The sequence below is a fragment of the Pseudomonas sp. FP2254 genome (assembly GCF_030687695.1).
GTDB lineage: Bacteria > Pseudomonadota > Gammaproteobacteria > Pseudomonadales > Pseudomonadaceae > Aquipseudomonas > Aquipseudomonas quebecensis.
Window position 1 is genome coordinate 3,816,423 of the sequence record NZ_CP117444.1, and the last position, 14,789, is coordinate 3,831,211.

A 14,789-nucleotide genomic window follows, 5' to 3' on the forward strand; every position below is an offset into this window, starting at 1 on the left:
TCGCATCTGGCATAGCGCCCTCGTACACTCGGTCAATTCGTCGTCTCCAAGGTTGACCGCCTCGTGCTTTCCCGTCTGTTTGCCCTGCCCTGTTGCCTGCTGCTCGCCCTGCTCATTCTGCTGCCGACCTCGCCCGCCCACGCGGCGGGCCTGCCCGGGTTACTCGCAGGCTCCAGCAAGCCCCAACCACAGGCCGAGGTGCCCTTGGGGCAATCGCTGGACGAGGTGATCAAGACCCTGGAGAACGACCAGCAGCGCACCCAGTTGCTCAGCGACCTGAAAAAGCTGCGCGCCGCGACGCAAAAGGCCCAGCCGGTCGCCGAGCAAGGCGTGCTCGGCTTGATCGGCAGTACGCTGTCAGGCCTGGAACAGCAATTCTCCGGCAGCGACAGCCCACTGGGGCGCTGGTCCGATGAAGTCGACCAGGCCAAGGACGAACTTGAAGCCCTGATGCTGCCAGCCAGCGAATGGCTGCCGATCATTTTCGGCTTTGCCTTGATCCTGGCGGTGTGGAGCCTGCTGGCCGCCGCGCTGATCTGGCTCAGCCACCGCGTGCGCGAACGTTTCGGCCTGCCCGAAGAATTGCCGCAACATCCACGCACATGGGACATGCTGCGCTTCGCCCTGCGCAAACTCGGGCCGTGGCTGATCGCCCTGGTCATCACCGTGTACCTGAGCTACGCCCTGCCTTCGTCCCTGGGCAAATCCCTGGCGATGGTGCTGGCCTATGCGCTGGTGGTGGGCACCTGTTTTTCGGCGATCTGCGTGATTGCGTTCTCCCTGCTCGACGGTCCGCACCGCCATCGTGCGCTGTACATCCTGCGCCACCAGGCCTTTCGCCCGCTGTGGCTGATCGGCAGTTTCGCTGCCTTCGGCGAAGCCCTGAGCGACCCGCGCATGATGCAATCCCTGGGACCGCACCTGGCCCATACCGCCGCGACCGTGGCCAATGTGATGGCGGCCCTCTCCACCGGTGTGTTCATCCTGCGCTTTCGCCGGCCGATTGCGCACCTGATCCGCAACCAGCCGCTGTCGCGCCGTCTCACTCGCCGCGCCCTCAGCGACACCCTCTCGATTATCGGCACCTTCTGGTACCTGCCGGCGTTGTTGCTGGTGGGCATTTCGCTGTTCGCCACCTTCCTGTCCGCCGGCGACACCAGCACCGCCCTGCGCCAGTCGCTGCTGTGCACGGTGCTGTTGGTGTTGTGCATGGTGATCAACGGCCTGGTGCGTCGCCATGCGCTCAAGCCGCAGCGCGGGCACAAGCGCCATGCGCTGTATTCCGAACGCCTGAAGAGTTTTTTCTACACCCTCGCCCATCTGCTGGTGTGGCTGGCGTTTATCGAGTTGGGCCTGCGGGTGTGGGGCCTTTCCTTGATTCGGTTTACCGAAGGCGACGGCCATGAAATCAGCGTCAAGCTGTTCGGCCTGGGCGGTACGCTATTGTTTGCCTGGCTGATCTGGATCCTCAGCGACACCGCGATCCACCACGCCCTGACGCGCTCGCGCAAAGGCCTGGCCAATGCCCGCGCCCAGACCATGATGCCGTTGATCCGCAACGTGCTGTTCGTGACCATTTTCATCATCGCCGCCATCGTCGCACTGGCGAACATGGGCATGAACGTCACGCCGCTGCTGGCCGGTGCCGGTGTGATCGGCCTGGCCATCGGCTTCGGTGCACAATCGCTGGTGGCGGACTTGATCACCGGTCTGTTCATCATCATCGAAGACTCACTGGCCATCGACGACTACGTCGACGTCGGCGGCCACCTGGGCACGGTCGAAGGCCTGACCATTCGCACCGTGCGCCTGCGCGACATCGACGGCATCGTGCACACCATCCCGTTCAGCGAAATCAAGAGCATCAAGAACTACTCGCGGGAGTTCGGCTACGCGATCTTCCGCGTGGCGATCCCGTACAACATGGACATCGACGACGCGATCAAACTGATCCGCGAGGTCGGCCAGAAAATCCGCAACGACCCCATGCAGCGCCGCAATATCTGGTCGCCGCTGGAGATCCAGGGCGTGGAGAGCTTTGAGTCCGGCAGCGCCATTCTGCGCGCGCGGTTCAAGACGGCGCCGATCAAACAGTGGGAAGTGTCGCGGGCGTTCAACCTGTCGCTCAAGCGCCAGCTGGACGAAGCGGGCCTGGACCTGGCCACGCCGCGCTTGAGTGTGCAGGTAGTGACGGCGGCATCCGGGCAGGAAAAAGACAAAACCGTCTGACTCCCGATCCCATTGCAGGATCGGGAGCGGCGCAGATCAACCGGCCAGTGCCGCGCCGTCCATCTTCTGGCGCAGGCTCAGGGGACGCATGTCGGTCCAGACTTCTTCGATGTAGGCCAGGCATTCTTTCTTGAAGCCGCTCTTGCCCACGGTGCGCCAGCCTTCGGGCACGGCCTTGTAGTCGGGCCAGATGGAATACTGTTCTTCGTGGTTGACCACCACCTGAAACAGGATGTCGTCGCGGTCAAATACTGAGGTCATTGCGGTTCTCCGTCGTTCATGGGCTGGCTGCGCAGCGTGCGCAGCGTCGATATCTGTAGAAACGTAGCGCGCCTACAAAAAATTAGAGGCTGGCGACGGCTGCCGCGAGGGCGCGACCGAAAATCTCGGCCACCTGGTCGATTTCGCCGGCGGTGATCACCAGCGGGGGCAGAAAGCGCACCACGCTGGCGTGGCGACCGCCCAGCTCCAGGATCAGCCCGCGCTTGAGGCATTCGCGTTGCACCAACGGCGCCAACTGGCGATGCACCGGAGGGTGGCCCTGGTGGTCGAGCGCGCCGTGCGGGTCCACCAGCTCGACGCCGAGCATCAGCCCGCGCCCACGGATGTCCCCCAGGTGCGGGAAGTCACGCTGCAGCAGGCGCAGGTGTTCGCCCAGGCGCTCGCCCATCGCTGCCGCGTGGCCGGGCAGGTCATGGGCCTTGAGGTAGCGCATCACCGCCGAGCCTGCCGCCATGGCCATCTGATTGCCGCGAAAGGTCCCGGCATGAGCACCCGGCAACCAGGTGTCGAGCCAGTCGCGGTACACCACCACTGCCAGCGGCAGGCTGCCGCCGATGGCCTTGGACAGCACCACCACGTCCGGAATGATGCCGGCGTGTTCAAAGGCAAACATTTTGCCGGTGCGACCGAAGCCGCTCTGGATTTCGTCGACGATCAACGCGACGCCCGCCTGTTCGGTGATACGCCGCAGACCGCGCAGCCAGTCGAGGTCCGCCGGAATCACGCCGCCCTCGCCCTGCACGACTTCCACAATCACCGCAGCCGGCAACAACACGCCGGCTTCGGGATCGTTGAGCAGGTTCTCGAGGTAATGCAGATTGACCCGCACCCCCTCCGCGCCGCCCAGGCCGAACGGGCAACGGTAGTCGTAAGGGTATGGCAGAAACTGCACGCCATGAGCAAGCAAGGCGCCCAGGGGTTTCTTAGGGCCCAGGCTGCCCATCAGGCTTAACGCGCCCTGGCTCATGCCATGGTAACCGCCCTGGAACGACAACACGGTGCTGCGTCCGGTGGCGGTGCGCACCAGTTTCAGCGCGGCTTCCACCGCATCGGTACCGGTGGGGCCGCAGAACTGGATCTTGGCCTGGCGCGCCAGTTCGGCCGGCAACAGGCCGAACAGGTCCTGCACGAATTGATCCTTGACCGGCGTAGTCAGGTCGAGGGTGTGCAGCGGCAGCTCATCGATCAGCACCTGCCGGATTGCGTCGATCACCACCGGGTGGTTATGCCCCAGCGCCAGCGTCCCCGCACCGGCCAGGCAATCGATAAAGCGGCGACCTTCCACGTCTTCCACATAAATACCCTTGGCGCGTTTGAGCGCCAGGGGGATGCGCCGTGGGTAACTGCGCGCGTTGGACTCCTGCTGACGTTGACGCGCCAGCAGCGGGGTTTCGTCGAACTGATAGAGCGTTTCATGCACCTGGGTATCTTCGATACGGCTGGTAGCGACTGACATCTCTGGATCCCTCAATACGCTGGATGATGGTGACCAAACTGCCGATCCGTTGGCGTCTGGCCCAAGGGCATGCGCACGGATTTCCTGTTCTGGAAACGCACCAGCGAGAAGAGGATTTAGGCGGCAGTGATGAATGCCCCTGATGACCCTAGGCATCTACCCAACTTCGGTGAAAACATAACCTGAAAAAATGAGGTTCTGGTGGCGAGCAGGCTTGCCCTGCGCCGGGCTTCAGAGCCCGCGGTATTTTTCATTCAAGGCATACAGAATCGCGCAGGTTTCGGCGTCCAGCACGCCGCAGTAATCCCGTGGCCGGAAATGCATTTGCAACGCACGGGTTCTCAGTTCGAACGCCTGGCGATTCTGCGCCGGTTTGTACCCATAGCGCTGGAAGGCCCGCTCCACTTCGACTTCCGGTGGCAGACCGACACAGAAGCGTCGTTGGTACATGGCCCGCGTCGGCTCATCGAACCAGGCGCCGATACCTGCCGTGTGCAGTCGCTCCCAGGGCAGCCGAGGCCCCGGATCGCTCTTGCGCCAGTAGGCCACGTCGGAGTGGCCGAGGATATCGGTCGGCGTAATCCGCGGATAGCGACCCAGGATATCGTGCAGCAGCGCGATCAGTACTTCGATCTGTTCCTCGGCGTAGGCGGGAAAGCTGAATACGCCCGCGTCGCCCCGCGCCAGGTTGACGAGCTCGATACCGATCGAGCGGCTGTTAAGGTTGTCCCCTGCGTCCCAATGGCTCGCGCCGGCATGCCAGGCGCGCTGGGTCTCGTCCACCAGGCGAAACACGCGCAATTCCTCATAGCCGACGGCGCGATAGCCGGGATCATCGGGGTCGGGCAGCAGGTAATGCGCACTCACCCCATCCTGCGTCAACGTGCGCAGGGAGGATGCAAACGGCGCCGCGGTGTAATGCACGATGACCTGGCGCACGGGCTCGCCATTGCGCCCGTTGAAGCCGGTGGCGGGATAACTGGTGTCGATGACCAACATGAGAGCCGTCCTTTTCAATACAGGCCAAGTCGTTCAGCCCGTTCAAACGCAAAAAAATTACCGCCATCCTGAAGGTTCGGACGCCAGGCGGGCGGTAACTATTTGGCTCTCAAAGAAAAGCGATTAGCGCCGCAGCGGCATGCTCAGCTCGACGCGCAGGCCATCGGGGAGGCTGTCGAAGGTCAGCGAGCAGGCGCAGCGCTGCACGATCGCCTGCACGATCGCCAGGCCCAGGCCACAGCCTTCGCTGCTGCCGTTGCGCCAGAAGCGCTGAGTGAGGTATTGCAGGTCTTCGCTGGAGATCTGCTTGCCATGGTCGCGCACGCGAAACACCACCTTGTCGGCGTGGTTGAACACGTTCAATTCCACGCGGGTGTGCGCCGGAGTGTGGCGCAACGCGTTGTCCAGCAGGTTGCGCAATGCGGCGACCGCCAGGCCCACCGGCATGTCCACCGGGGCGCCGCAGAGGTTGTCCGACAGGCTCAGGTCGATGCGCGCGTTGTCGCCGGCGTTGGCGTCCTGGATGGCCAGGCGCGCGACTTCTTCGGCGCTGGACTGCAGCCCATCGTCAAACGAAAGACTGCCTTCCACCCGCGCCAGCAACAGCAATTGCTCCAGGGTGCGATGCAGGCGGTCGGCGCCCTCCTCGGCGTGGGCCAGGGATTGGTCGCGGGCGGCACCGTCGGTCATGCGCGCCACCTGCAGGTGAGTCTTGATCGCCGTCAGCGGGCTGCGCAGCTCATGGGCCGCATCGCCGGTGAGGCGGCGTTCGCGCTCGATGGTCTTGGCGATGCGCTGCAACAGTTGGTTCTGGGTGTCGAGCAGCGGTTTGAGTTCGCTGGGCAGCGGGTGGATCTGTAGCGGTTCGAGGGAATCGGCGCTGCGCCGCATCAGCGCGTCGCGCATGCGGTTGAGCGGCAACAGGCTTTGGCCGATGCCCAGCCACAGCAGGCACAAACACCCCAGCATCGCCACGCCCACCGGCACCGAGGCTGCCAGCAGGATCGACAGGTTCAATGCCTCGCGCTCCACCTGGCGGTCGGCGGTGGTGATCAGCAGGTCGCCACGGGACAAGGTAAAGCTGCGCCAGCCCACGCCATCAATGACCTGGTCGCGAAAGCCGCTCTTGCGCGACTCCAAGCCCTCATCCGGGGTGGTATGGCTACGCGCGAGGACTTCCCCGCGCAGGGAACTGACCTGACAGGCCATACCGCCCGGCACATTGAGTTGTTCGGCACTGAAATGCGCACCACCGCTGACACTGGCCAGGCCCGGCATCTGTTCGGTCAGCCCGGCCACCATGCGCGCAGACGCCACGAGGCGCTGGTCGAGGGAAAACATCATCTGGTTGCGCAGGTCGTTGAGCATCCAGGCCGCCGCCAGAGCCCAGATCAACACAAACGCGACGCCCAACTTGAACGTCAGGCGCAGACGCAGGCTTTTCAAGACGCGTCCTTTGCCGTGCCCGCCGGCCCCAGGCGGTAACCGAGACCGCGCACCGTTTCGACGATACCGTTGCCCAACTTGCGCCGCAGGTGGTGGATATGCACATTGAGGGCGTTGCTTTCCAGCTCGTCATTAAAACCGTAGACGCTGTCTTTGAGCTGCTCGCTGGAGAGCACGCGGCCCTTGTTGTGCAGCAGCGCCTGCAACAGCGCCTGTTCACGGCGGGACAGGTCCACCGGCTGACCGCTGAGGAAGGTTTCACGGCTGCTGGGGTCGTACGTCAGACAGCCGTGCTCGATCAGGTTGACGCTGCGACCCGCCACGCGGCGCAGCAGGGTTTGCAGGCGTGCGGCCAATTCGCGCAGGTCGAAGGGCTTGAGCAGGTAATCGTCGGCGCCGGCCTGCAGGCCATCGACACGGTTGGTCACCGAGTCCCGGGCGGTGAGGATCAGCACCGGAATCTCCAGGCCCTGGCTGCGTTGTTGCTGCAGCAACTTGAGACCGTCTTCGTCGGGCAGGCCGAGGTCGAGCACCATGATGTCGAAGGTCGCGGCCTTGAGCATCGCGCGCGCGGCGGCGGCCGAGGCCACGCGCTCGACGGTAAAGCCCTGGGCAGTGAGGCCGGCCACGATGCCGCTGGCGATCAGTTCGTCGTCTTCGCAGACCAGTACGTGCATGCTGAACCCTTCATGAAAGATGGGGCGATTAGAAACACAGCCGATTAAGCGCCGATTATGCCGCGAAAAGAGGCCGCCCCAAGATAATCCCTACACTCTAGAATAGCGCCCGGTTAATCATCGGTTAATCAACGCCACACATTGTGGCCTCACTTGCATCGAACTAAGGCTTGACCATGCGGCATCTGTTTACCTTTCTGCTGGTGTTGTTCGCCGGGTTCGCCCAGGCCGCGCCGGGCAGCCCCTTCGACACCAAACCCGAGTTCCTGCCGGTGGGCAAGGCATTCACCTTTACCTCCGAGCGGCTTGAAAGCGGTGAGACCCAGCTGTATTGGCAGATTGCCGACGGTTACTACCTGTACCAGCAACGCATGAAGTTCGACGGCCTCGCCGAAAAGCCCGCGCTGCCGCCGGGTGAAGCCCATAGCGACGAGTTCTTCGGCGAGCAGCAAGTGTATCGCCAGGGCCTGGAAGTCAAGCTGCCGGCGGGCACCACCGGCCGGGTCAAGCTGGGCTGGCAGGGCTGCGCCGACGCGGGCCTGTGCTACCCGCCGCAATCGATCACCGTGGACCTGGGCGGCAACCCGGCCGTCGCCGCCACTGCGCAGGCGCAGGATCAAAGCCTGGCCAGCGGCCTGCAACAACGCAGCCTGGGTTGGAGCCTGCTGGTGTTCTTCGGCCTGGGCCTGCTGCTGTCGTTCGCGCCGTGCTCGTTGCCGATGCTGCCGATCCTCGCCGGCCTGGTGGTCGGCAGTGGCGCCAGCCCACGTCGCGGCCTGGCCCTGGCCGGCAGCTATGTGGTGTGCATGGCGCTGGTGTATGCAGGCCTGGGCGTGCTGGCCGCCCTGCTCGGCGCCAACCTGGCGGCGCTGCTGCAAACCCCTTGGATCCTCGGCAGCTTTGCAGCGTTGTTCGTGATCCTGGCCCTGCCGATGTTCGGGTTCTTCGAGCTGCAACTGCCGGTGGCCTTGCGCGATCGCCTGGATAACGTCAGCCGCAACCAGCGCGGTGGCAGCCTGCTCGGCGCCGGGATGCTCGGCGCGTTATCCGGCCTGCTGGTCGGGCCGTGCATGACCGCGCCCCTGGCCGGCGCCCTGCTGTATATCGCCCAGAGCGGCAATGCACTGCACGGCGGGCTGATCCTGTTCGCCATGGGCATCGGCATCGGCATCCCGCTGTTGCTGCTGGTAACCGTGGGCAATCGTTTCCTGCCCAAGCCGGGCACCTGGATGAACGTGCTCAAGGGCGTCTTCGGCTTCCTGTTCCTGGGCACTGCGGTGTTGATGATTCGTCCCGTGGTGGATGACAACCTGTGGCTCGGCCTGTGGGGCGCCCTGGCGATTGCCATGGCTTATTGCGGTTGGCGCCTGGCTCAGGACTTCGGGCGGGTGGCCATGCTGTTCGGCGCCGGCTCCGTGGTGCTGGGCCTATGGGGCGCGTTGATGCTGGTGGGCGCCGCCGGTGGCAGCGACGATCCGTGGCAACCGTTGAAGGTCTACAGCGGCTCGGGTATTGCCGGCGCGCCGACGGCCCACGACGCGTTCCTCACGCTCAACGACCCGGCCGCGCTGCAAACCCAACTCGACAGCGCCAAGGCCCAGGGCCAGTGGGTGCTGGTGGATTACTACGCCGACTGGTGCGTGGCCTGCAAGGTCATGGAAAAACAGGTGTTCGGCCGCCCCGAAGTCCTCGCGGCGCTTAAGGACGTACGCCTGCTGCGCCTTGACGTGACTGCCGACAACGCCGCCAGCCGCGAACTGCTGGGCCGCTATCAGGTGCCAGGGCCGCCGAGTTTTGTGTGGATCGGCCCGGACGGTCACGAGCGCCGCGCCCACCGCATTACCGGTGAGGTCGATGCCATGACCTTCCTGCAACGCTGGACCCAAGCCCGGGACGCCCTCTGATGCTGACCCTGACCATCGGCACCTTCGCCATCGCCCTGAACCACATCCTGCTGATCGGCGCGCTGATTCTCGCCACATTGGTGGGCTGGCGCGTGGCCAAGCGTGGCGGTGAAAACCCGGAGTCGGTGCTGTTCAGCCTGTTCCTGCTGGGGATGCTGGCCGCGCGCATCAGTTTCGTGCTGGCGTACTGGGGCTATTACCGTAACGACCCACTGCAGATGATCGATCTGCGCGACGGCGGTTTCCTGGCCTGGCCGGGCGTGATCGTGCTGATCCTAGGCGCCCTGCTCTACGGCTGGCGACGCCCGTCACTGCGCAAACCGCTGAGCGCCGGGGTTATCACCGGCCTGCTGTTCTGGGGCATGACCAGCCTGTCGTTGAACGTATATGAAAAAGGCACGCGGCTGCCCGACATCACCTTGCGCAATGCCAATGGCGACGTGGTGCAATTGGCCGACTATCAGGGCGGCCCGCTGGTGATCAACCTGTGGGCCACCTGGTGCCCGCCGTGCCGCCGTGAAATGCCGGTACTGGAAAGCGCCCAACGCATGCGCCCCGACGTGACCTTCCTGTTCGTCAACCAGGCCGAGAGTATGCAAAGCGTCAGTATCTTTCTCATCACCCAGGGCCTGACCCTGGACAACGTCTTGTTCGATGCCAGCGGCCGCCTGGGCCAGGCCGTGGGCTCCATGGCCCTGCCAACCACGCTGTTCTATACCGCCGACGGACGCCTGATCAACAGCCATCTGGGGGAGTTGTCCCAAGCCAGCCTGGCCCGTGCCCTGGAACCTTTCGACACCGTCCCCGCCGCCACAAGGAAACCGACATGCCCCGCCTCCGCCACCTGCTGACCCTGCTGCCGCTGACGCTGGCGGCCGCCCTGGCGCACGCCGAAGACTGGCCCGCGCCGATCAAACAGATCGAAGCCAAAGGCGCCAAAATCATCGGCAAATTCGACGCTCCCAGCGGCCTCACCGGCTATGCCGCGCAGTACCAGAACCGCGGCATGGCGCTGTACCTGACCGCCGACGGCAAACATGTGATCGCCGGCAGCCTCTACGATGCCCAGGGCAACGACCTGAGCAACGCGCCCCTGGAAAAACTGGTGTATGCGCCAATGGCCAAGGAAGTCTGGGCCAAGATGGAAAAAAGCAGCTGGATCCAGGATGGCGACGTTAAGGCACCGCGCATCGTCTACCTGTTCAGCGACCCCAACTGCCCTTACTGCAACATGTTCTGGGAACAGGCGCGACCTTGGGTGAAGGCCGGCAAGGTGCAACTGCGCCACATCATGGTCGGCATCATCCGCGAAGACAGCCCCGGCAAATCCGCCGCGCTGTTTGCCGCCAAAGACCCGCAAAAAGCACTGGAAGAACACGAAGCCGCCGGCAAAGGCAGCAAGTTGCAAGCCCTGACCAAGATCCCGGCGGATATCGAAGCCAAGCTCGATGCCAATATGAAGTTGATGGATGAACTGGAGTTGTCGGCGACGCCGGCGATTTTCTATCTGGATGACAAGGGCGGGTTGCAGCAGCAACAGGGGGCGCCGTCGCCGGATAAATTAGAGAAAATACTGGGAGCAAAATAAATATCTTGAGTCATGTAAAAACGAAGCCTCCACATGGGAGGCCTCGTCCGTGTTTCAAGGGAAGCCAGATTAAATTTCCTGCACTGTAATTTGGGTCACATCGAAGTCGTTGCCAGGCGCTACTCCCATCTGAAGATTATCCAGACTGAGGCGCATGGTGCTTGAGTCGGCCTCGAATACACCCGTCACGAACCTGAGCACTGAACTTGTACTTACGCCCCTGTTCCAGTTCTACGTAGTTTTTGAACAGTTTCTCACGTTGCGTAACAGGATTGCTGGTGTTGGTATTGCCGTAGTCAAACAGGTAGTAGCCTCTCGGGTTGCCAGGCACTGCGCCTGTCTTGAGTATCAAATCCGAGCTATGCGCGGCGCCCGGTCCTTTCTGCCAAGCATTCCAGGATTCGCCGTCCGGATCAAAGTCGGTGTAATCGTAATACCGATGACGCACGTTCAACTCCAATACAGGGAACTCAATAGCCGCACCCTCGGAAGTGCTGCCGTCCGCAGTCACTTTGCAAGTAAACGTCAGGTCGCTGCGATTCTTCAGTAACTCAAGTTCGGATCGCTGCAGAACCTCTTTCAATCCAATGTCCAACTCTTCTGCAGTTACTCCTTTGCCCAAATACACCTCAACGGTGTAGTTGCTCCCATCTTTATGGGTGCCCTCACCTCGCAACCAAACCATCTGCTCCGGCAAAATAAACCACCAATGCGAACGGTATTGCCCGTTTGGTGCAACCCCAAAGGGTCAAGACGTCCGTCCTGCGCTTCGCGCAGTGTTAGCTCAGGCACGATCGCAGCAAAGTTTGCATTCATCTCCATAACTCCCTTAAGTGTATTCATCGGCGCCAGAACATACGGTCACCGTCGAATCTCACTCGCAAAGGGCATAGTTTTCTACTGTCTGAATTGACAGTTCTTTCGCAAAATCGGTAAATTACCGATCAACGATTATTCAGCAAGCTTTTCTTGGAACAATACCTGCACTGCATTTTTTATATGGATGACTGAGGCGGGTTGCAGTAATAGCAGGGGGCGACGTCGGCCGATGTTGATGAAGATACTCGGCGCAAAATAGTCCTGGCATCATCAGAAGAATGCCCGCACAAGGCGGGCATTCCTGCATATCATGGAAGAGCAAGTAGCAGCTCCGTTACCCTGATGTTATCAATTGCGTAATCATTACCTATTCCAGTAGCCACATGATTGTAGAGCTCCAACGACATGGTCGTGCCAGTGGCTGTAAAAATACCACTCATGGATTGCCAGCTCTGGCTTGAAATAAGTGCCGGCCCAACCAATGTTCTACCTCCCACCAATAACGACACCTGGGGCACAGCCGGGACGCTGTTGACGCGCCGAATTGAAATACTGAACTTATAGTCAAAGCCAACTTCCAGGCCTGAATAATCTCGCTTGAGAAAGACACCCGCGGAGTTATTCGTATACGTCCAGTTATACAAAAACCAGTTTCCATCTTCCTGCTTTATGACCAAGTCTCTTGAATCAACCGCTGCCGGACCTTTTTCCCAATGATTCCAGTTGTTGTCATCAAAGGTTGTCAGGTCATCGAAAGGCAGACGCACTTTCAACTCCCGCGATGGACATACCACGTTCTCATTCAAACTGCCGTCCGTCGCCACACTGAAGGTGAGGGATACCGAGGTGTTGTTGTTCAACTTTTCCAACTCAGACCGCAACACAGGACTGGCTACCCCTTCCGTCACCTCTCGCTCAGTAATAGTTCTGCCCTCATAGACGACAAAGGAGTAAGGGCTACCATTTTTGCCTGTGCCGGTTACGCGCAACCAACACTTCTGCCCCGCCCGCAAGAACCACATCTGACCATTGGCCGAGCGACCATCCTGAAGTGAGTTGGCATTGCCGGTAAACGTACGCAAATCCAAAGTGGCGCCTTGTGTCCGGCGCGGCGTGGCTTCATTTACGTTCGGCGCTTCCAGGCGCGTCGGCAGGCTGATCTTCAAGTTCAACGTCGGTGACGTCTGCACCTTGCACGCTGTGATAACGGTGTAAGTAATCCGCACTGTCTTGCCCAGGCTTTCGATCACCGCTTCCGGCGGCAGGGCAAAGCTGACAGCGCCCTCCGTACTTCCGGGTCTGGAAGCCAGCTCCCAGCAAGTACCGCCCGGCCTTTCCCAGCAGACGCTGATGCGGTGATTGGGGTTGATAGCATCGTAAGCCACTTCGATGTGTACGCCATCAGCTCCATTCCAGGCGGTCAGCTCGGAGCCTATTGCTTCAGTGACCGTGGGGGCAACCAGCTTCAGCGGTTCCTGCTCGATATCGAAAGTCTGGACCGCAAACTTGCAAGCGTGGTCGAAGTCGTTGGCATCGCAGAAACTAACCGCGAAGTGCAACTCAAACTTGCTGCAATCGGCCAGGGTTTTCAGCCCTTGCCTGGAAACAGAGGTACGCACGCCTTGCCTCTTCCACTCATCCGTGACCGGCGCTCCCACCAAAATATCGAACCGATGATCGCTACCGTCTTCACGCTTGCCAGTGAGCCACATCCAACACGTGTTTGAGCACTCGGCATAGGCCCAGGCCGGTACTGTCGCGTTCGCATTCCCTTGGAATGTACTGAGGTCCAGTTTTTCGGCAGTAACCTCTTCAATATCGGAGAAGGTGAACTCTGGCACCGAAACGCTGATCTCCCTTTTAGGGGATTCCTGTGGCTCATCACTGTTGGGAAATTGAACGGTGTAGGTCAGCGTCATCGACTGGTGGAAAAAACACGCGACCACACAGGCGGGCAACTTGACCGAAGGTTGGTCCCCATCGTGTTCAATGCTCACACAGCCCAGCGATTTCTTATCGTAATTGGACCCGCTGACATAGAAACAAATCTGATCACCTGCATAAGTGTCCAACCCGGGAGCCCCTACATCGCCGCCCTCTTTGGTGAGTTCAGGGTTGAGGCACCACGTATTGTTGTATTGCGTGGATTGGCTCAGGTGTGGAGGCGGCAGATTTTGCAGGCCTTGATCGCCAATGAAATCAGCGGTACGACGATGTGGGATTTCAAGCGCATTCCTTGGAAGGCGAGTCTCTTCATCAGGATTTTGAACTTCAGCCGGCGGTTGGGCCGGCAAGCCACTCGTGATCCAGGCCGCTTGGCAAGTGATCGACTCATAGAGTGGTTTTTGCCGTGCCAGCCAGCCACGGGCAATGGGAAAAGATAGGTTCTCACCGGAAGCTATATCATCAGCCGTTAACGCGTAGTCGTACGCCACAATGTAGAACGCCGGTTTCTGACTAAATTGCTCAATCACAACGGAGCAGTAAAGCTTATCTCCTTCCTGAGCAAGATCCGGCAGAGGGATCTTAACGATCTCGTCCCCTTCGTGATCGTGCATGTAGTACTTTGGCGTGTTCTGGTGGATTTTTTCATGAAGTAATCGAGGTGCGAGCACTTTACCTTGCTCATATGAGTAGAAATTTATGCCTACGTCCTTGGGCAGTGAAACAGCGATTTTTCCGTTTACTGTTCCCTCGTACCATACGACCAGTGTGAACCTCATGGTCTTGGTCAGGTACTTCAAAGGAATCGGCGTTTTCCTGGCTCCCGATTCACCGCTTGAATCCACAATATCCTCAAAAACCAGCCCCTCCTCAATTTCCCCGGTAAGCGTATTTTTCGCGCGGAATTTAAAGGTAATAGGCGAAGCATCCATGACTGAATCGACCGTCAGGAATGACCCTCTCATTCGGGAGGGAGACACCGTACCGTTTTCCTCGCTGGAAACCAGCGGAGCGGCGACTTCCACTGCATCGGGTGCCAAGCCGGTTTCAGCTGCGAGTGTTTTTTTTGTCTTCATAAGAACTCCGTATTCCAAAGGGGATTTTCGCGGCAGCGCCAGCCGCGAACTCCTTTAGTGAGCTCTCTCGTACAAAGTTTGCCTACTGTCAGAATTGACAGTTATTTCGCAAAAACGGTGAATTTCCGATTAACGGTTAACCAGCAGTCGCTGCATTTATCTGGATGACAGCGCAGGTTGCCGCAATAGCAAGGCGCGCCGTGGCTGGAGAAGTGAGCGCAGATAGCCGCGCAAACACGGACTGGCGCCATCGGGGCATTGGTATCTACACATCCTCGATAAAAACACAGCCTGAAAACGTGAGCTTTTATGGTGAATGGGGCTGCTTCGCAGCCCGGCGCGGGGCAAGCCCGCTCACCACATGTGTCA

At 60.6% G+C, this 14,789-nt stretch carries 11 protein-coding genes; 4 read left to right on the forward strand and 7 right to left on the reverse strand.

The genetic code is table 11. The annotated features are described in order from the left end of the window. Window positions 1-63 precede the first annotated feature (63 nt). Window positions 64-2,229, forward strand: coding sequence for a mechanosensitive ion channel family protein (locus PSH94_RS17495; protein WP_253508714.1), 2,166 nt, complete (start codon window positions 64-66; stop codon window positions 2,227-2,229). Window positions 2,230-2,265: 36 nt separating this feature from the next. Here the strand turns inward: PSH94_RS17495 and PSH94_RS17500 are convergent, their stop codons facing one another. From PSH94_RS17500 to PSH94_RS17520, 5 genes are all read right to left on the reverse strand, one after another. Then, complete coding sequence (locus PSH94_RS17500; RefSeq protein ID WP_181075759.1) at window positions 2,266-2,490, reverse strand: MbtH family protein; 225 nt, start codon at window positions 2,488-2,490, stop codon at window positions 2,266-2,268. An 82-nt stretch (window positions 2,491-2,572) separates the two neighbouring features. Next, window positions 2,573-3,967 (reverse strand): aspartate aminotransferase family protein, encoded by a 1,395-nt coding sequence (locus PSH94_RS17505; protein WP_305435484.1) that lies wholly within the window; start codon window positions 3,965-3,967, stop codon window positions 2,573-2,575. Window positions 3,968-4,198: 231 nt separating this feature from the next. Then, a complete protein-coding gene (locus PSH94_RS17510; protein WP_305435485.1) occupies window positions 4,199-4,966 on the reverse strand; it encodes an N-acetylmuramoyl-L-alanine amidase in 768 nt (255 codons plus the stop codon). 123 nt (window positions 4,967-5,089) lie between these two features. After that, complete coding sequence (locus PSH94_RS17515) at window positions 5,090-6,412, reverse strand: ATP-binding protein (RefSeq protein ID WP_181075765.1); 1,323 nt, start codon at window positions 6,410-6,412, stop codon at window positions 5,090-5,092. Then, window positions 6,409-7,089, reverse strand: a complete 681-nt coding sequence (locus tag PSH94_RS17520; protein ID WP_181075766.1) for a response regulator — start codon at window positions 7,087-7,089, stop codon at window positions 6,409-6,411. The genes PSH94_RS17515 and PSH94_RS17520 overlap by 4 nt, the downstream gene beginning before the upstream one ends. 176 nt (window positions 7,090-7,265) lie before the next feature. Here PSH94_RS17520 and dsbD point away from each other — a divergent pair, with 176 nt between their 5' ends. From dsbD to dsbG, 3 genes are read left to right on the forward strand one after another with little or no spacing between them, the layout of a single operon-like run. Further along, window positions 7,266-8,993 carry a protein-disulfide reductase DsbD gene (gene dsbD, locus PSH94_RS17525; RefSeq protein ID WP_305435486.1) on the forward strand — a complete coding sequence of 576 codons (1,728 nt, stop codon included), beginning with the start codon at window positions 7,266-7,268 and terminating at the stop codon, window positions 8,991-8,993. Next, window positions 8,993-9,844 (forward strand): TlpA disulfide reductase family protein, encoded by an 852-nt coding sequence (locus PSH94_RS17530; protein ID WP_181075770.1) that lies wholly within the window; start codon window positions 8,993-8,995, stop codon window positions 9,842-9,844. Before dsbD ends, PSH94_RS17530 begins: the two co-directional genes overlap by 1 nt. Next, window positions 9,820-10,581 carry a thiol:disulfide interchange protein DsbG gene (dsbG, locus tag PSH94_RS17535; RefSeq protein WP_305435487.1) on the forward strand — a complete coding sequence of 254 codons (762 nt, stop codon included), beginning with the start codon at window positions 9,820-9,822 and terminating at the stop codon, window positions 10,579-10,581. Before PSH94_RS17530 ends, dsbG begins: the two co-directional genes overlap by 25 nt. 136 nt (window positions 10,582-10,717) lie before the next feature. Here dsbG and PSH94_RS17540 read toward each other — a convergent pair whose 3' ends face one another. Then, window positions 10,718-11,278 carry a hypothetical protein gene (locus tag PSH94_RS17540; protein WP_305435488.1) on the reverse strand — a complete coding sequence of 187 codons (561 nt, stop codon included), beginning with the start codon at window positions 11,276-11,278 and terminating at the stop codon, window positions 10,718-10,720. A 430-nt stretch (window positions 11,279-11,708) separates the two neighbouring features. After that, a complete protein-coding gene (locus tag PSH94_RS17545) occupies window positions 11,709-14,420 on the reverse strand; it encodes a hypothetical protein (RefSeq protein ID WP_305435489.1) in 2,712 nt (903 codons plus the stop codon). Window positions 14,421-14,789: the final 369 nt, after the last annotated feature.